The sequence below is a fragment of the Dyadobacter sp. HNCC25DJ183 genome, assembly GCF_056895175.1.
In genome coordinates this window covers 618,215-633,373 of the sequence record NZ_JBXHAP010000002.1, presented here as the reverse complement: position 1 = coordinate 633,373, position 15,159 = coordinate 618,215, and the positions used below count along the sequence as shown (strand labels likewise).

Annotated in this window: 9 protein-coding genes; all 9 read right to left on the bottom strand. The window is 47.5% G+C overall.

Annotated elements, in window-relative coordinates; all coding sequences use genetic code 11:
- Positions 1 to 211 precede the first annotated feature (211 nt).
- The 9 genes from gldF to gatA all read right to left on the bottom strand — a co-directional run bounded on the left by gldF (position 212) and on the right by gatA (position 15,076).
- A complete protein-coding gene (gene gldF / locus AC1XTG_RS06690; protein ID WP_056280331.1) occupies positions 212 to 940 on the bottom strand; it encodes a gliding motility-associated ABC transporter permease subunit GldF in 729 nt (242 codons plus the stop codon).
- A 32-nt stretch (positions 941 to 972) separates the two neighbouring features.
- Entirely contained in the window at positions 973 to 1,488 is a 516-nt protein-coding gene (locus AC1XTG_RS06685; RefSeq protein ID WP_056280329.1) for a DUF4199 domain-containing protein, read from the bottom strand.
- Between the two features lie 33 nt (positions 1,489 to 1,521).
- A complete protein-coding gene (locus AC1XTG_RS06680) occupies positions 1,522 to 2,082 on the bottom strand; it encodes a DUF4199 domain-containing protein (RefSeq protein ID WP_056280326.1) in 561 nt (186 codons plus the stop codon).
- Complete coding sequence (locus tag AC1XTG_RS06675; RefSeq protein ID WP_056280323.1) at positions 2,079 to 3,362, bottom strand: dihydroorotase; 1,284 nt, start codon at positions 3,360 to 3,362, stop codon at positions 2,079 to 2,081. Before AC1XTG_RS06675 ends, AC1XTG_RS06680 begins: the two co-directional genes overlap by 4 nt.
- Before the next feature lie 77 nt (positions 3,363 to 3,439).
- Positions 3,440 to 3,820 carry a glycine cleavage system protein GcvH gene (gene gcvH, locus AC1XTG_RS06670; RefSeq protein WP_056280320.1) on the bottom strand — a complete coding sequence of 127 codons (381 nt, stop codon included), beginning with the start codon at positions 3,818 to 3,820 and terminating at the stop codon, positions 3,440 to 3,442.
- A gap of 75 nt (positions 3,821 to 3,895) precedes the next feature.
- Complete coding sequence (gene sov, locus AC1XTG_RS06665; RefSeq protein ID WP_484841414.1) at positions 3,896 to 11,053, bottom strand: T9SS outer membrane translocon Sov/SprA; 7,158 nt, start codon at positions 11,051 to 11,053, stop codon at positions 3,896 to 3,898.
- Between the two features lie 99 nt (positions 11,054 to 11,152).
- A complete protein-coding gene (ruvA, locus tag AC1XTG_RS06660) occupies positions 11,153 to 11,743 on the bottom strand; it encodes a Holliday junction branch migration protein RuvA (protein WP_056280315.1) in 591 nt (196 codons plus the stop codon).
- Positions 11,744 to 11,776: 33 nt separating this feature from the next.
- Positions 11,777 to 13,336: a lytic transglycosylase domain-containing protein gene (locus AC1XTG_RS06655; RefSeq protein ID WP_229238547.1), complete on the bottom strand. Its 1,560-nt coding sequence runs from the start codon at positions 13,334 to 13,336 to the stop codon at positions 11,777 to 11,779.
- Positions 13,337 to 13,612: 276 nt separating this feature from the next.
- Entirely contained in the window at positions 13,613 to 15,076 is a 1,464-nt protein-coding gene (gatA, locus tag AC1XTG_RS06650; RefSeq protein ID WP_484841413.1) for an Asp-tRNA(Asn)/Glu-tRNA(Gln) amidotransferase subunit GatA, read from the bottom strand.
- Positions 15,077 to 15,159: the final 83 nt, after the last annotated feature.

The following is a 15,159-nucleotide window of genomic DNA, read 5'->3' as shown; positions in this document are numbered from 1 at the left end:
TTACTGGCAATCTAGCGAAATTTCCCAAGAACCAGTCTGCGCGATTGTAAATTATTGTCACGCCCGGCCGCCTCCTTAAACGGCCGGATTGCACATGTTCAGAAGGAGAGTCGGGTGTTAAATAAAAGGCGATCATGTTAGTGTGTTTTCAATCATATACGATCAAATACACGCGGTTAGATCAAACGATGCATGTTGATTTTCAAAGCTTTTACTTTCTCAGCTTTTCGACGCGCCAGAGGGTCAGAACAAGGAAGAAAGCAATGAGGCTCAGCAGATAAATGACATTGCGGGAGTCAACCAGTCCCTTGCCGAGCGCGAGGTATTGCTCATCCAGCGCTACCCATAAAAACAGCTTTGAAAGTATGCCCGTACCGAGCATCTGAGACACCGCGCTGAAACCAACGTACCAGATAAACGCGATGAATACACCCAGGATGAATGCTACGATTTGATTGTCGTTGAGCGAAGATGCCCACAAGCCCATTGCAACTACCGCCCCACTGAACAACAGCAATCCAATGTAAGATCCCGCAACTGCGGCTGAGTCAATATTCCCTGCCGGACTACCCAGCTGGTAAATGCTGTAATAATAGATCAGTGTTGGTAGTAATGTAAGTAAAACAAGACTCCAGTTGGCCAGGAACTTCCCGATTACCAGGTCTGCATTGGTGACAGGCTTTGTAAGCAAGAGTTCAAGTGTACCGTTGCGGGCTTCCTCAGCAATGGATCGCATGGTAATCGCCGGGATCAGGAACAGGAGCACGTAAGGTGCGAGGCGAAAAAACGAGCCCATATCTGCATAACCGTAGTCGAGGATATTGGAATCCGGGAAAACCCAGACGATCAGCCCGATCGCAGTGAGGAACACGACCATCACCATATAGGCGATCAGCGAATTAAAAAAGCTGCCAATTTCTTTCCGGAAAATTGCAAACACTGTCTTTATTTTAAGATATCAACTTTTAAAAGTTATTCAAAAACGGGTTTATCCCGGCGGATTATTGCAGCTACGATCAGGGAAATTATAAATCCGGTCACCACATAACCCAGTACCCCCATTACAAACACAATTCCGGGAGACATGAATTTCTGCGAAAGCTCCATCGCCTGATCAATCTGCGCATCGTCCATTCCTTTCCGCTCCATATCTTCCCTCACCTGATCCATGCTCTGCGTGAGCATTGTCTTGTCAATGAATTGAATGTAAAACATCGTAAAGGCGGAGCTCAGAAGCCCCATTACCGCCGACAGAAGTGATCCTACTCCCAGGCCTTCACCATAGCTCATAAAACCCTTGTTCTGCTCCCTGAAATTCTTCATTGCCAACACAATGGCGACGATCATGAATACAAATGAAAGCGACGAAAGCAGCTTGTTCTGCCCCAAACCGGCCACATTGATGATGGTGGTGTAGATCATGATGACGACCGAAGCCAGCACGCCGTACTTCAAAGCCACCCGCGCAGTAGATGTTTTTTCTTCCATGGTTCCTAGGTTGATTCAGGTAAGTCGATAGGTTTATGATTTATTATGAAAAACGCCGTAATCCTGCTTTCTCAATATCAATGATATGACGAGAATAGGGATAATCCCCATTACTGTCTTCTTGCTTACTTCATCCATGATAATCTCCGATCGCTCCATGCTACCCACTCCATTGTACATTTTCATAAACTCGGCTTCCCCAATGTTCTTCACGAGCTCCGCTTTTCCTTCAAGCATCAGCGCCTTCATTTCGGCCAGGTAACTGGTAAAAACGGCGGGATCAATGTAAGTAACAAAAAAGTAGATCAGCCAGCCCGCAATCAGGGCGCCTATGGTATTGACCACGTAACCGATCGTGAGCGCTTCCCAGAGGTGCAAAAATCCATTCCCCACCTTTTTGCGATAGTACCAGCAGGCTCCCGCGATCAATATCACGTGGATCCCAAAATCCATGATCTTGTTATTTCCCAGGGGAACGATGCCCATCAGATACAACCCGATAAAAAATACGAAAACCAGTATCCCCAATGCCAGTCCGAAGAGCAGCGAAAGTTTGAGAATAGGTTTGTTAAAATAGGCAATTATTGACTTCATGAATACCACTCCTGTTTACCGTTGTTGATCACCCCACTTACTTTGCCTTTCAGCGTCTTCCCCAAAAACGGTGTATTTTTAGATTTAGAGTAGCTCTTATCAAATGTCCATTCAGCTTCCGGCTCAAAGAATGTGAGATTCGCCAGGTCTCCTACTACAATTCCCGCCGCAGGAAGCCGCAGGATTGATCTTGGCTTACTTGTAAATTTCTCAATGATCTGTTCCAGGCCCAACCCGCTGTGCATTATTGCCAGCGAGAAAGCTGTTTCAAGACCAGTCATACCGAAGTCCGCGTGATCAAATTCCAGGTTCTTACTCTCCTCGTCGTGCGGATTGTGGTCAGAAACGATCGCATCGATCGTTCCGTCTGCCAGCCCCTGTCTCAATGCAGCCCGGTCATCCGCAGAACGGAATGGCGGGTTAACTTTCAGGTTGGTATCAAAGCCCAGCAGGTCCGAGTCCTCGAATGCAAGCTGATGCGCAGCTACGTCACAGGATATCGGCAGGCCCCGCTTTTTAGCGTCGCGGATCAGGTCCACGGCCACCGAAGTAGAGATCAGTGAAATGTGCAGTACCGGATCTGAGTTGCTGTACATGCTCTTTTCTAATGCATATTCAAGCAGTTTGAGATCCCGCGTGAGCATCATTTCCTCAGCCAGCGCAGGTATTCCTTTCATGCCCGTCAGAGTACTTGTAATGCCTTCGTGTATTTGCCCGTACAATGAAAGCTGCGCCTCCTCGGGCCGGTTCATCAGCAATGCATTGAGCGGACGAAGGTACAGGATCGTTTTCAGCAGCAGATCCGCACTTTGAACCGCATGCTCGCCGTCGGTAAATGCGATTGCCCCCGCAGTATGCAGGTCGATCATTTCCGTGAAATCCACACCTTCTGCTTTCCTGGTTACAGAAGCAGTCGGACGTAACGTAACCAGAGTGCCACTACCCGCCTGGCGGATATAGTTCAGTGTATCTTTACTATGTACTACCGGATTGGTATTCGGCAGGAGGACAATTTCTGTAAAACCACCATGAGCGGCCGCGGCGCGAACGGTTGTCAAATCTTCCTTGTGTTCAAACCCCGGGTCACGTGCAGCCACGCGCATATCTATCCACCCGGCAGATACGCAAAGCCCTTTCGTGTCCCTGATAGCCGCGTCCCCGGCGGAGAGGTTATGACCTATTTCTTTTATTTTCCCGTCTTCAATAAGAATGTCTTTAACCTGGCCGCTGAACGGCGATTTACTGTCAATGATTCGGACGGATCGGATTAGCAATTTCATATTCTAAATCTGGTAGCCGGATGCATTTGTTGATCCGGTTTCAAAAAAAAAGCTCCGATTGGAGCTTTAACCTTTTATCAGGCACCTATAAATTTTTGGTAGTCTTCTGCGGATAACAGCCCATCGCCGTCGGCAGGACCGGCAAGGCTGATCTTAACCATCCAGCCACGTCCGTAAGGATCTGTGTTCACAAGTTCAGGTTCACCGTCAAGTTCTTCATTTACTTCTAGCACTGTTCCTGCAACTGGTATAAATAAATCGGAAACTGTTTTTACGGCTTCAACAGAACCGAAAACTTCCCCTTTTTCGAGTGCATCCCCAACAGTATTAATATCCACGTACACAATATCGCCTAATTCGTGCTGCGCATGATCCGTGATTCCGATTGTTGCTGTATCGCCTTCTATTAGAATCCACTCGTGGTCTTCTGTGTACTTTAGATTTGAAGGGAAATTCATGATTTATTAGGTAAGTTTTGGATGAATCTGATCCGCAAATTACAAGATGTGGCGTGTATTTTCCAAATCAAAAATTTATTCAGCCAAATTGAACTTCAACTGTACACCCCCCGAGGTACTGGCCCGGTAAAAGGAGTTGGAAACGAGCGGGTCATTGAATGTGCGGTCAAAGTAAAACTGCACACTCAGCCTATTGTTAACCATGTAATTAACAGTGGGCCGCAGCTGGAAGTTGATGTTACCGGCAATCGGAATATTCTCCCCGTCAAATTTCCGCTGAATGGACCTGGTATCCCGGAAAGTCATTCCAAGCTGCATGGTCATATCATTCTTCAAAGTCTTCTTAACCCCGTTCAGTTTGAAAGGCAGTTTCACATTGTTTTTGGTAAAACCAATATTCACCGTCACATCCTGATTAAACAGCTCGGCAACCTGTGAATTGGATAGGTTCAATGCAATCGTCCGGTCTCTGTTGTATTCCATTCTCGCTGTGATCCTGCTCTGCGTACGTACCTCCACGCCCACCAGCGGCTGGAATTTCTCCGACAGTGTGATAGTACTCATCGCAAATACCGGAATATACTGCCCCAGATCGTTAAGTCGCGAAGATAACGGGTAACCTGTCACAGCCAGGTTCACATACAAAGCCTCATAATCCAGCGAAGAAGTGAAGTTACCTACACTGTAATTGGACATATACTTATGCTTCAATGTAAACGAGCTGAAAAGCCGCTTGAATGCAGGCAATTGAGATAGTCCGTTATAGCTGAAATCCCAGTTTGGCATCGGGAATTTCAGGAATGGATTTGTCCGGGACGTATTGGGGTCTTTTCCGGTATAAGCTGCGAAAAATGACGAAATCAGTACATCCTGGGAAGTTTCGTTGTACTCACCTCCGCTCCTGTTTTCCTGGTTCAGCCTGTCGCGGATAATCGCCCGGTATGCTCTGAATTTATCGAAAACCGGTGACGAATTATCCCGCCGCATCTTCGCAAATGCAGTCCGGAATGACATAAACGACATACTGAACTGCCCGTTCCGCAACGGACTTTGTGAAGCAAATGCACCGCTGGAATCAGGCCGGTAAAACTCCTGATATGCGTCCTGCCGGGTGAGGCGCGCTTCAATAATCAGCCTGAAATCTTTAAATGGTTCCAGGGTTGTATTGGCAGAAAAGTTCTTCGCAATAGTCTGCTGGAAAGGCATATTCTGCTGGTCACTTCTGGTAATCCAACCCTTCTCAGCGGCCTTTTTCTGGAAATTTCTGTCCTGCTGGCCAAGCACGAAAGGCAGGCCGGGCGCATTGGTATTGTCAATTCCAAAGTATTGAGGCGCACGCAGGTAGCCTGGCAGTGCAGTCGTTTCCAGCACCGAGTAGCTCACATTGATGCCTCGAACAGTCATCAGCGCGCGGGTCAGACTTTTCAGCACATCGGTTGTACGCATATCGATGTCCTCGATATCACCAGGGCTTCGCGCAAAATTCTTGCGGCCAGCCGAAGGTGTATTAGCAAATTTCAGATAGCGCAGCTTGTTGTAGAGCAACACAAAATCAACCTTACCGGTAACCCCGCGCTCTCTGCTGTTTCTTATAATATCCCCAAAAGGCAATCCGGTTGTATCCCGCAGCCCGAGCGCATTCGCCTGGTACTGGTAAGCAACAGAATGCTTGTAATCAGCCGTCATCCAGTCTGTAAGCGGTATTTTGTCTAGCGGCAACCGGTATGTCAGGTCAATTTTTTGGTCAAAATTCTTGATCCTTCCGAGCTTCTTGAAATTAGTCCACAAAGAATCTTTCTTCTCGGCAGTATTGATGTCGCCCATTGGCTCATCGATAATGGAGTTGGCCGACGAGCTGTATGTCAGCGTCATATTCCTGGTCAGGTTCCACCCGAAATCATAATAGCGGTTAAACCAGAAGTATTTTTCATAAAGCGGCTGAATACCGTCGGTAGTAAGATCCGCATTACGCAGCTGTGTTTTCAGAAAGCGCCGGTCTACATCCGTTCTCAGCGCAACCATATTCGGCAGCAAAGTCAGATTGAAATCCTTGATCAGTTCGCCCCACCTGTTCTTGGGTGTCCACTTCTTAAATGGCTCAAATGCTTTTGGCTGGCTACTGTACACGTAGGAAATTCCACCTTTATACATTCGCTGGTTATATTCCTGCGTCAATACATTGCGTCGCTTGTCGTCACTGAAAGCGTAAGTGAACGAGAAGTTTTCAAAATCATAAAAATGGTTTCTCGCACCCGGTTTCGTTTTGATCTTCCGCACATTCGAGAAGTTAATCCCGCGCCTTACCGCATTCTCTTCTACCATGCGCCGGTAGCCGTCTCGTGCTTCGTCGGTAAGCAGATTGTCCAGTGATGTATTCAGCGGGGTGTCCGGGTCAAGCGGGTTGAAGTGCGGCTTTACATTTCTGCGATCGTAACTCACGAAAAGCGGGATACTGAAACCCCAGCTCGCGGGAAGCAACTTATCTAATGCGATATTTGACGAAAATCCATATTCCTGAGTAAGGTTCCGCGAGCGTTCCCCGATACGTTGCTGCACACTTCCGAAGCCGAAAGTTTCCAGACGGCCCGATGCAGTGAGCGTGGCAAAGTCGGCGAGCTTCGCGTCCAGCTGCGCAATTGCCGCCATACCGCCGGTGTCATCAAAACCTTCCACATGCATTTCGTCAACCCACAAACAGAAACTCTTTGGCCGCTGATCTGAGGATTTCGGATTACGCATACCGATCATCATTACCCGCACAGAGCTCAGATCGGGATTACCTACCACAGTGAGCTTGTAACGGCCGTCCGCAGTTTGAATCGTGTAGGGTACACTCAGGTTCTTATCAATTTGCCGGTTCCGCTGCGCCTTCGCTTCGATCAGGTCCGCCAATGCGATATTGATCTCGTTACCTTCCGGCCAGATCTCCTCTCTCGACTTGGGACCAGGCGATGTAGCGGTCAGTGACGAAAGGTCGATCTCATAATAGTTTTGGGTCAAATCAGTTCCGATACGCATGAACGTTCCGACCATTCCATTCTCATTCTGCTCATTCTGCATGTGCACGTACATACGCAACCTTTTGCGGAACAACAGATCCAGATTTACATTCTTGAAAACAGCACGGGAATCACCATCACGCAGGTCAGTTACGCAGAGGCTCATGGACTGTTCGTTCAGCTGTAGTGGAGGACGCTGGGTATTGTCTAGATCGCGCTGCCAGCCCGGAGGAATGTCATATTGGTACTTATCCGAGCCAGTTCCGGTCGCCGTGTTTTTATTTTCTTCAATACTTACCGTACCCACGGTGAACTTTGCATCATAAGGTTCAGGTACCTCCTGCAAGCCAGGCGCATCAAGATTGGCAGTGTATTTCCGGTATTGCTGACCTACCATTTGCAGCTGTGCAAATCTGAGTACAACAGGTTGCTGGAAGTCGGTCAGGTACATCCGCATAAAACGAATGGATTTGAAACCGTTCATATTTCCGACCACACCCGAAAACTCTTTGATAGGTACGCGGAACAAATACCAGTTTTGGCCGTTTGTTTCTGTTTTATCAACAATGTATCCGTTACCTACTCCAAGCTGATTTGGTTTCAGGTCAATTTCATATTCGTAGTAAGATTCGTTGTCGTTAATTGTGTTATCGACATTCATATCTTCTCCATCAGGCACGTTCGTCGAAGCCGGCGTAACGTCAGCAGATCTTCCAAGGCTTTCGGGAGAGTTGTTTTCCATTCCCAGGTAATTCTTGTAACGTTCCAGCACTTTCGCGTCCGCGCTATCCAGGTCCGAACCGAGGAAGAATTTAAAATCATCGCCCGAAGGGTCAGCCAGGATACGCTCGCGGGCAGCCGGCGTTAGGTTGGCGGGCAGCCTGTCTATAAACTGGCGGAAGAATGCACGTTCTTCTTCATTCGACAATCCGTCAAGACCAATATCCTGCCGCTCTCTTGCTCCGTCTTCATTGCTGAATGCATTGATCAGGTACTGGGATTTTGTAGCATATCCCCAGGCTGTTGAATCTACATTAACACCTACCTGCTTTGGAACAATGGGAAGTCCGTTTTCGAAATTGTAACGCTCGTCCGGAATTACATCCTCTGAAATATCCCCAAGGTTGAATACCAGCTTTCCTCCGGTGGTGTTGTTTTGCTCTTCAAATCCGTCTCTTACTTTCCCCTCGGGTGTATTGATAAATGGATCCAGCATCCAGAATTCAATGCTTTCAATGTTTGCATTATCAAAATCATTATCGGAAGTAATTGCCCTACTGATCGCTCCGAAGTTTTGACGCGGTGTTTTCAACCGGCCATCGGGGTTAAGATCTGTGTTGTAATTGTACATTCCACGCTCACTGGGGTAGTAAGCAATGTCAAGTACCTGCTGCGGATAGGTTACCAATCCGGCAATAGGGCGGTTTGGGAAAATCTCGTTAGGCAGGAACAGCCGCTCGTAGAAATTCTTACGGTCGGCATCTTCGATATTGGCTGGTGGCTGGTAACCTCCGCCGAGCCCCTGCGCTCCTCCGAAAATATTATCAACTGTATAGGCAGAGATCTTTGCCCTTTTGTATGCATAATTCAAAGTCCGGCCGTCAAGCCCGTCCCTGAATTTGGAAGGAACAGAAGCGAGGCGCCATTTCTGAGGCTGGCGGGATAAATCATAAATCGTACGCGCCGCTTCAAAATCGTCTACAAGAGAACGGTTATTTACATCTTTTGAAACACCGGGAAGCAACTTCGCAAATTCACCCTTGAACTGAATGCTCGACATTTCCTTGGTCTGGATCAGCGGCAATGCATCCAGGAGCTTTGTTAAAAACGGAACGTCTTTTCTGAATTTGATATCAAAGCCGAGCATGGTATTGTTCACAGGCTCATTCCCGATCGCTACCCTCGACAAGAACCCTGCCGGACGCTCACGGTACTTGATCGCCGTCAAACCGACGCTCATATCCCGGTTCACCACATAGTCGAGGCGGGTACCAAGTAATGAACGCACCTGATTCTGGAACATATCAGGCCTTTCGTATTCAATAACAATCTCGCGTCCCGAGTTAAGCACACTTCCATTGAGCAAGCGGACACGACCGATCTGAGCTTCCACAATGTAATCCGAGCCCGGCGAAAGCGGCACGCCGCCCGAGGTTACTGTCACAGAAGTTTCAAGTACCCCAAATGGAAGCTGCACTTCGGCGCCGCCGCTAGTTTGGTAGGATCCCCGGAGGAAGAACTTATTACGCTCGGTTACCTGCTGCGCGTCTATCATTGTAGTTCGGTACAGCTCACTGAACACGTATTTATTCCTGAATGCATCCTCGCCCGCGCCGAACTTGCGGGATAAATTGGTACCAAACGGTTCAAGCACCGGGAAAATGATCCTCCCCGACTTGCTATCAATCGTAATGCCTTCCACGTAATCAAAATTACCGTCGGGTTGAAGATCGTTCACAGGATTGAGCCTGTCCAAACCAGCGAGGCGGATCAGGGGAACATTGGCAATGCTGCTTTCCTGCAAATTCGGGTTGTCAATACCTGTCTGATCATCCTTATAGATAACACGCAACTGAAATCCCTGCTTGTCAATCTGGCTTGTACCAAGCGAGTAGATGTTCTTCATCATCAGGTCCCACATCGGTAGCTTGGTGTTATTCCTGATCGTCGATGATTTCAGTAATTTCAGTGCAATCACTTCATTGTCCTGGCGGGCCTGGTAATCTTCGGTAAGCTCTCCTACCTTGAATGCGCGTCCATTCAAAGTATATTCATAAGAAACTGCAAGTACTTCATCGTTTCTCAGCGCATTGGTCAGGGATATATAACCGAGCTGCGGGTGGAATGTATAGTCACGATCAGCCACCAGTCTTTTGGCACCACGGAGCAATTCGTAATCGATCGTTTTTTCTAAACCCAGCGAAGTAATGGAACTGTTGGTGTTATCAACCTGCCGGAATGCTCCATTATCAGTTAGCGTCTTGTACAAACCATTTGCCGCATTGTCGGCCGGCGAGCTGGAACGAATAGGTTGAAGGCTTGGATTAGCAGATTTGTAAGGTGCAGGTTCTCCCAGATCCGCGAAACCGACCACATTTCTGAGGGATTCGGTTGTTGTAGTCCGGTTTGTTACGTACACTTCAATCCTGGTAACGGTAACTCCGGACGTGATCGTAGGTGTGTTCCGCAGGGAGCTTTCGTAAATATTTCTGAAATACTGCGAGAGGAAAAAGTTGCGGTTTTCATCGTAAGTATCGGCCCGGAGTTCGAAGTCACGATTTTGAGCGCCGCCACGTAATACAATCCGCTCCTTGCTTGACTTTTGCTGAGAAGCTACAAACGTAGCGCTCAAACGGCCAAACTGGAAATCTGTCTTCAAACCGAACAGGTTCTGTACACCCGGGATCAGCTGACTGTTAATTGCCCAGTTGATATTACCAGCTTCAATTTTCCGTATAAAGCTTTCCTCTGGATTTTTGTAGTTCAGCTTGATCGCATTCTCGAAGTTGAAGTTAGCCTTGGTATCAAAGTTGGTTTGAAAGCCTAACTGATCACCCAGCCTCGCATCAAAGTTGATACTGATCTGCTCATTGAAGATAAACTGGGTATTGCGCCGCTGGCGGATCGGAATGGCGGGATTATCCAGAAACTGGTGCATTAAGCCCAGGTCCAGCGAGACAAATCCAGTAGGCTTGAAGTTGATAAAATCGTCCCCCAGCAACTTTGAAAGTCCCGGTGGTATATCCAGCTTTGGCAACAAACCTCTTGCTCCCATTGCACTCTTTCCATCCTGCCGGCCTGCATATTCGCGCAGCAAGCTCTTGAATGCCCGGTCTTCCTGGATCTTGTCGTAAGTAGCAAGATCCATGCGTTCAGGTGCACGGAAATTCAGGTCACCGGATTGCGTCTTGACTTTCTCTGTGACGGCAATTTTACCGGCACTATCCAGCATGATGTTGGTAGAAATATTGGCCGGGTCACGGAGGTAAAAAGGAGAGCGGGGACGCGGCTCGGCGATCCGGTTGGAATAGTAATCCTTCCAGCGTGTGATCAGCTGGTTTCCTGACCTGTCGACTGTTCTTCTGTTCGTATCGGGAATGGTATCTTCCACAACCCACTCCTGTGGATATTGTGAATATGGCTCACCCGCATCAACCGAGATATTGGCCAGCAAAGCCGCTCCGGCTGATATACTTAAGACTTTAAATAGAAAAGAGTAAATCGTTGATGACAAAGTAATAGACTTATTTAGAGAAGGTTGTAATTACAATCAAATCCATCAAGACGATTTTATCTGCGTAAAGGTTTTTACAAACATGCATTGCGGTTCAGGTTAACGAAGCGCTAGTTTTATCAAGTTTTCCACTGTGATTTCAGACCCTTCCCTTTTGATAATGGCGTCCAGGCTTTTCTCCGCTGTTGCCTTCGGTATCCCGAGGGTAATCAGCGCCGCCAGGGCTTCATTTCGCAAAGTTCCGGAAGATGTGTCTGATGATTTCTGACCTGTTGATACCAGCTCTTCCTTGCGTATTTTATCTCTTAATTCCAGAATAACGCGTTGAGCAGTTTTTGATCCTATCCCTTTGATAGACTGGATCAGTCGAAGATCTTCATCGATTATTCCCTGTCTTATTTCAGATGAAGACAGAGAGGAAAGCATGACAAGAGCCGTCGACGGACCAATTCCTGAAATTGTAATCAGATCCAGGAAGAGTTTTTTCTCATCGCTTCCCCAGAAACCATATAACACATGTGCATCTTCCCTGATACTCAAAAACGTTACAAGTTTGCAACGTTCGCCCGGTTCGGGAAGTGAGGTATATGTTTGTAAGGAAATGCGAACTTCGTAGCCCAATCCGTTCACATCGATAATCGCATATGCCGGGTCTTTGTACGCTACTGTTCCGTTAACGTAGGCAATCATATAAATAGTATGTGCATTGTGGACTGTTGAACATTAGGCAGAAATGATCAGTTTTTGTCCAGGCTTGATAGAGTTACCGCGTATTTTATTGCGCTTTTTCAGCTGTCCGATTTCAAGTCCGTAGCGTTGTGAAATGATCCACAGCGTATCGCCTTTCTGAACAGTATGGTAGCGTTTCCTGGTATGCCTTGCCTGGTTATATGTTTTCTGCTCGTCTGCTTTTGGAGCTGCTGCCGCTACTCTCACCGGAGCTGGCGCAGTTTCTTTTACGGTTTTGTAAATCACCAGCCGCTGTCCTCTGGCGATAGAAGATCTGCGAATACGGTTCCACTTTCTCAGCTCGGCAACACTCACGTGGTATCTCCTCGAAATAGTGGATAAAGTTTCGCCGCGGCGTACTGTGTGGCTGGTTTTTTTGGTGCGATTTCTTTCGACCAATACCTGCTCTTCTCCTGTATCCTCATCTTCGTCAGTCTCGGAAGTCTGACTGGCCAATGCGTAAGGGAATGCTTTATTGACACCCAGCGAGTCGGTTCGGGTGCTATCTGCTTTGGCAACAAGCACGCCATTCAACACCTTGCCCGTACAGTAGTTCATGATCGAATCACGGTTGCTGACGAAGTAAGTGTACTGTGGGCTTGGTACTTTGAGCACGAAATCGCGCGTTTGTGCAGGAAGTGAAGTTTTGGTAATCTGCGGGTTCAGCTTTTTCAGATCTTCCATATTGATACTGCTCTGCTCGCAAAAAGCAGCCAGATCAATGTAACCATTGATGTGCACGGTATCATGCGGAATCTGGAACTCGGTAGTCTGAGGGAAAATACCGTGGTCGTAACCATAGTTCATCATATAGTTCATCGCCACGTACTGCGGCACATAGGAACGTGTTTCTCTCGGAAGCACATTGTAGATCGTCCAGAAAGTAGTACCTCTCGACCGGCGCATTGCACGTTTTACATTGCCGGGCCCTGTGTTATACGAAGCCAGTGCAAGTTCCCAGTCGCCAAAGATTTTGTAAAGCTGTTTAAGATAAAGGCAAGCTGCCTCAGTAGCTTTTACCGGCTCAAATCGCTCATCAATGTATTTGTCCTGATACAAACCGAACTCGCGGCCGGTTGCAGGCATAAACTGCCACAGTCCGCCTGCGCGCGCATGTGAAATGATCGTCGGATTCAGGCCCGACTCTATCATGGAAAGGTATTTCAATTCGGTAGGCAGACCGTGCTTTTGTAATGCTTTTTCAAACATTGGAAAAAACAAGGGCATGCGCGCCATCATCGTCCGGGTGAAATCCGCCTTCTTATAAATGAAATATTCTACGAACTCGTGAGAGGACTTGTGGTAAGTAAGTGGGATGGACTTTTCTAGTTTTGCAAACCGCTCTTTCAGGAGATCCTGGGGAACGGCGGGATTAGGTCCTATCTCTTCAACTTCGGGCAGGTAGGGAAGCAGGCTTGCTTCCTCCTGAGCTTCGGTTTTAAGCGTATCTTGCTCGAATGTTAACTTCTCCTGTGGAATTGCCGCATTTGCAGACGCATTCCAGAACCCTGCACACATGGCTCCGAGCCACAATACTTTTTTAGAAAGCCTCATTAATAAAATGTTTTTTGAAGGTTAATCAATTCACGGTTTTCGATGGCTGATACCTGTTTTTAAACTACTTACAGATAGAAAATCCTGTTTTCAAAACTCCCTGTTCCGGGAAATCGTCCTGATGAATCGCAATAATCTCTAATACATTTACTTTTTTATACACAAAAAACCTGCGTCAGAATAACTTTTGGGTAACCGCCTGCGATTCTGGCACGATAATTTACTTTGAACTTTGGGTAAAATACAGATGCCGCTTATAAAGCAAGGTCAAAAATTTTAGACCTCCTGATCTGTATGATGTGTTTCGGCAACCTTCTGATTGAACCTGGTCAGGTAGTCGGCAAATGCCAACATTTTTTCCTCACCAAAATAAGGAGCCATTATCTGAATTCCAATCGGCATTCCCTCGCTGTCTGTTCCATTCGGAATTGCGATAGCCGGATTTCCAACCACATTTGCCTGCACAGTAAAAATATCCGCCAGATACATTTGTAAAGGATCTTCGGTTTTTTCACCAATTGTAAAGGCAGTGGTAGGTGTGACAGGTGAAATCAGAAAGTCAAACTGGTCGAAGAACCGGTTCGTTTCCTCCCGCACCAATCTTCTAACGCGTTGCGCTTTGGTATAGTATGCGTCGTAGTAATTTGCGCTCAAAACAAAAGTACCCAGCAAAATCCGCCTGCGAACCTCTGCTCCAAATGCTTCTGTCCTGCTCTTTTTGTACATGGATTCCAGATCCACCGAGGCGGCACTTCTGTAACCATAGCGTACACCGTCAAAACGCGACAAATTAGAACTTGCCTCAGCGGTTGTCAGGATATAATAAGTAGGCAGCAGCGAATCAAGCAACTTCATCTCCACAGGCACTACCTCGTGACCTTCCGCCCTGAGCCGGTTGAGCAAATCCATTGTGTGCTGGCGAATATCCAAAGAAATAGCCTCATTTTCAACAGAATCACGAAGATAACCGATCCTTGCTTTTTCCGTAAATGTCAGCTGAGAGGAATATTGAGGTACTGACTGGGTTGAAACCGTACTGTCGAAATCGTCCGTACCAGCCATAATTTCCAGCAGCAATGCAGCATCGGAGACGCTTTTGGTAATGGGGCCAATGCAATCGAAAGAAGATGCATAGGCAATCAGTCCATACCTGGAAATCCGTCCGTAAGAAGGTTTGACTCCCACAACGCCGCAGAATGCAGCGGGCTGCCGAACTGATCCGCCGGTATCGCTACCCAGCGAAGCGTGACACAAACCTGCCTGTACCGCCACTGCCGAGCCACCGGAAGAACCTCCTGGGACTTTGGTTGTATCTGCAGCATTCAGCACCGGTCCGAAAGATGAATTTTCGTTGGAAGATCCCATCGCAAATTCATCGCAGTTCTGCCGGCCGATGATGATCGCGTCTTCATCGAGCAACCGCTGAACAGCAGTGGCTGTGAATGGCGCGATATAAGAATCAAGAATCTGGCTGGCTGCCTGTAATGCGTGGCCTTTGTAGGAAAGTACGTCTTTCAGTCCGATCACCATTCCTGCAAGCCTGCCTGCAGTACCGTCCGCAAACTTGCGATCAACGGCGGCGGCTTGTTCCCGTGCTTCGTCGGCATATACTTCAACGAAAGCATTGAGGTGGGAGCTGGACGCTATATTGTGTAAGTAATGCTCAACTAACTTGACGCAGGTCAGACCTCCTGTACGCAAATCTTCCTGAATTTCGGCTAGCGTCAGATACTCTTTCAATGTAAATTATTTGTGGGGTTGTAAATAAATAATCAGAGCCATTAAGGGATTAGCTTAAAGGCTCTGGTTATACCTTCTTCGAT

Excerpts from the sequence above, each read along its gene's own strand:
- AC1XTG_RS06685 (WP_056280329.1), bottom strand. The coding sequence starts at position 1,488 with ATGGAAGAAAAAACATCTACTGCGCGGGTGGCTTTGAAGTACGGCGTG.
- AC1XTG_RS06680 (WP_056280326.1), bottom strand. The coding sequence starts at position 2,082 with ATGAAGTCAATAATTGCCTATTTTAACAAACCTATTCTCAAACTTTCG.
- AC1XTG_RS06675 (WP_056280323.1), bottom strand. The coding sequence starts at position 3,362 with ATGAAATTGCTAATCCGATCCGTCCGAATCATTGACAGTAAATCGCCG.
- gcvH (WP_056280320.1), bottom strand. The coding sequence starts at position 3,820 with ATGAATTTCCCTTCAAATCTAAAGTACACAGAAGACCACGAGTGGATT.
- ruvA (WP_056280315.1), bottom strand. The coding sequence starts at position 11,743 with ATGATTGCCTACGTTAACGGAACAGTAGCGTACAAAGACCCGGCATAT.
- AC1XTG_RS06655 (WP_229238547.1), bottom strand. The coding sequence starts at position 13,336 with ATGAGGCTTTCTAAAAAAGTATTGTGGCTCGGAGCCATGTGTGCAGGG.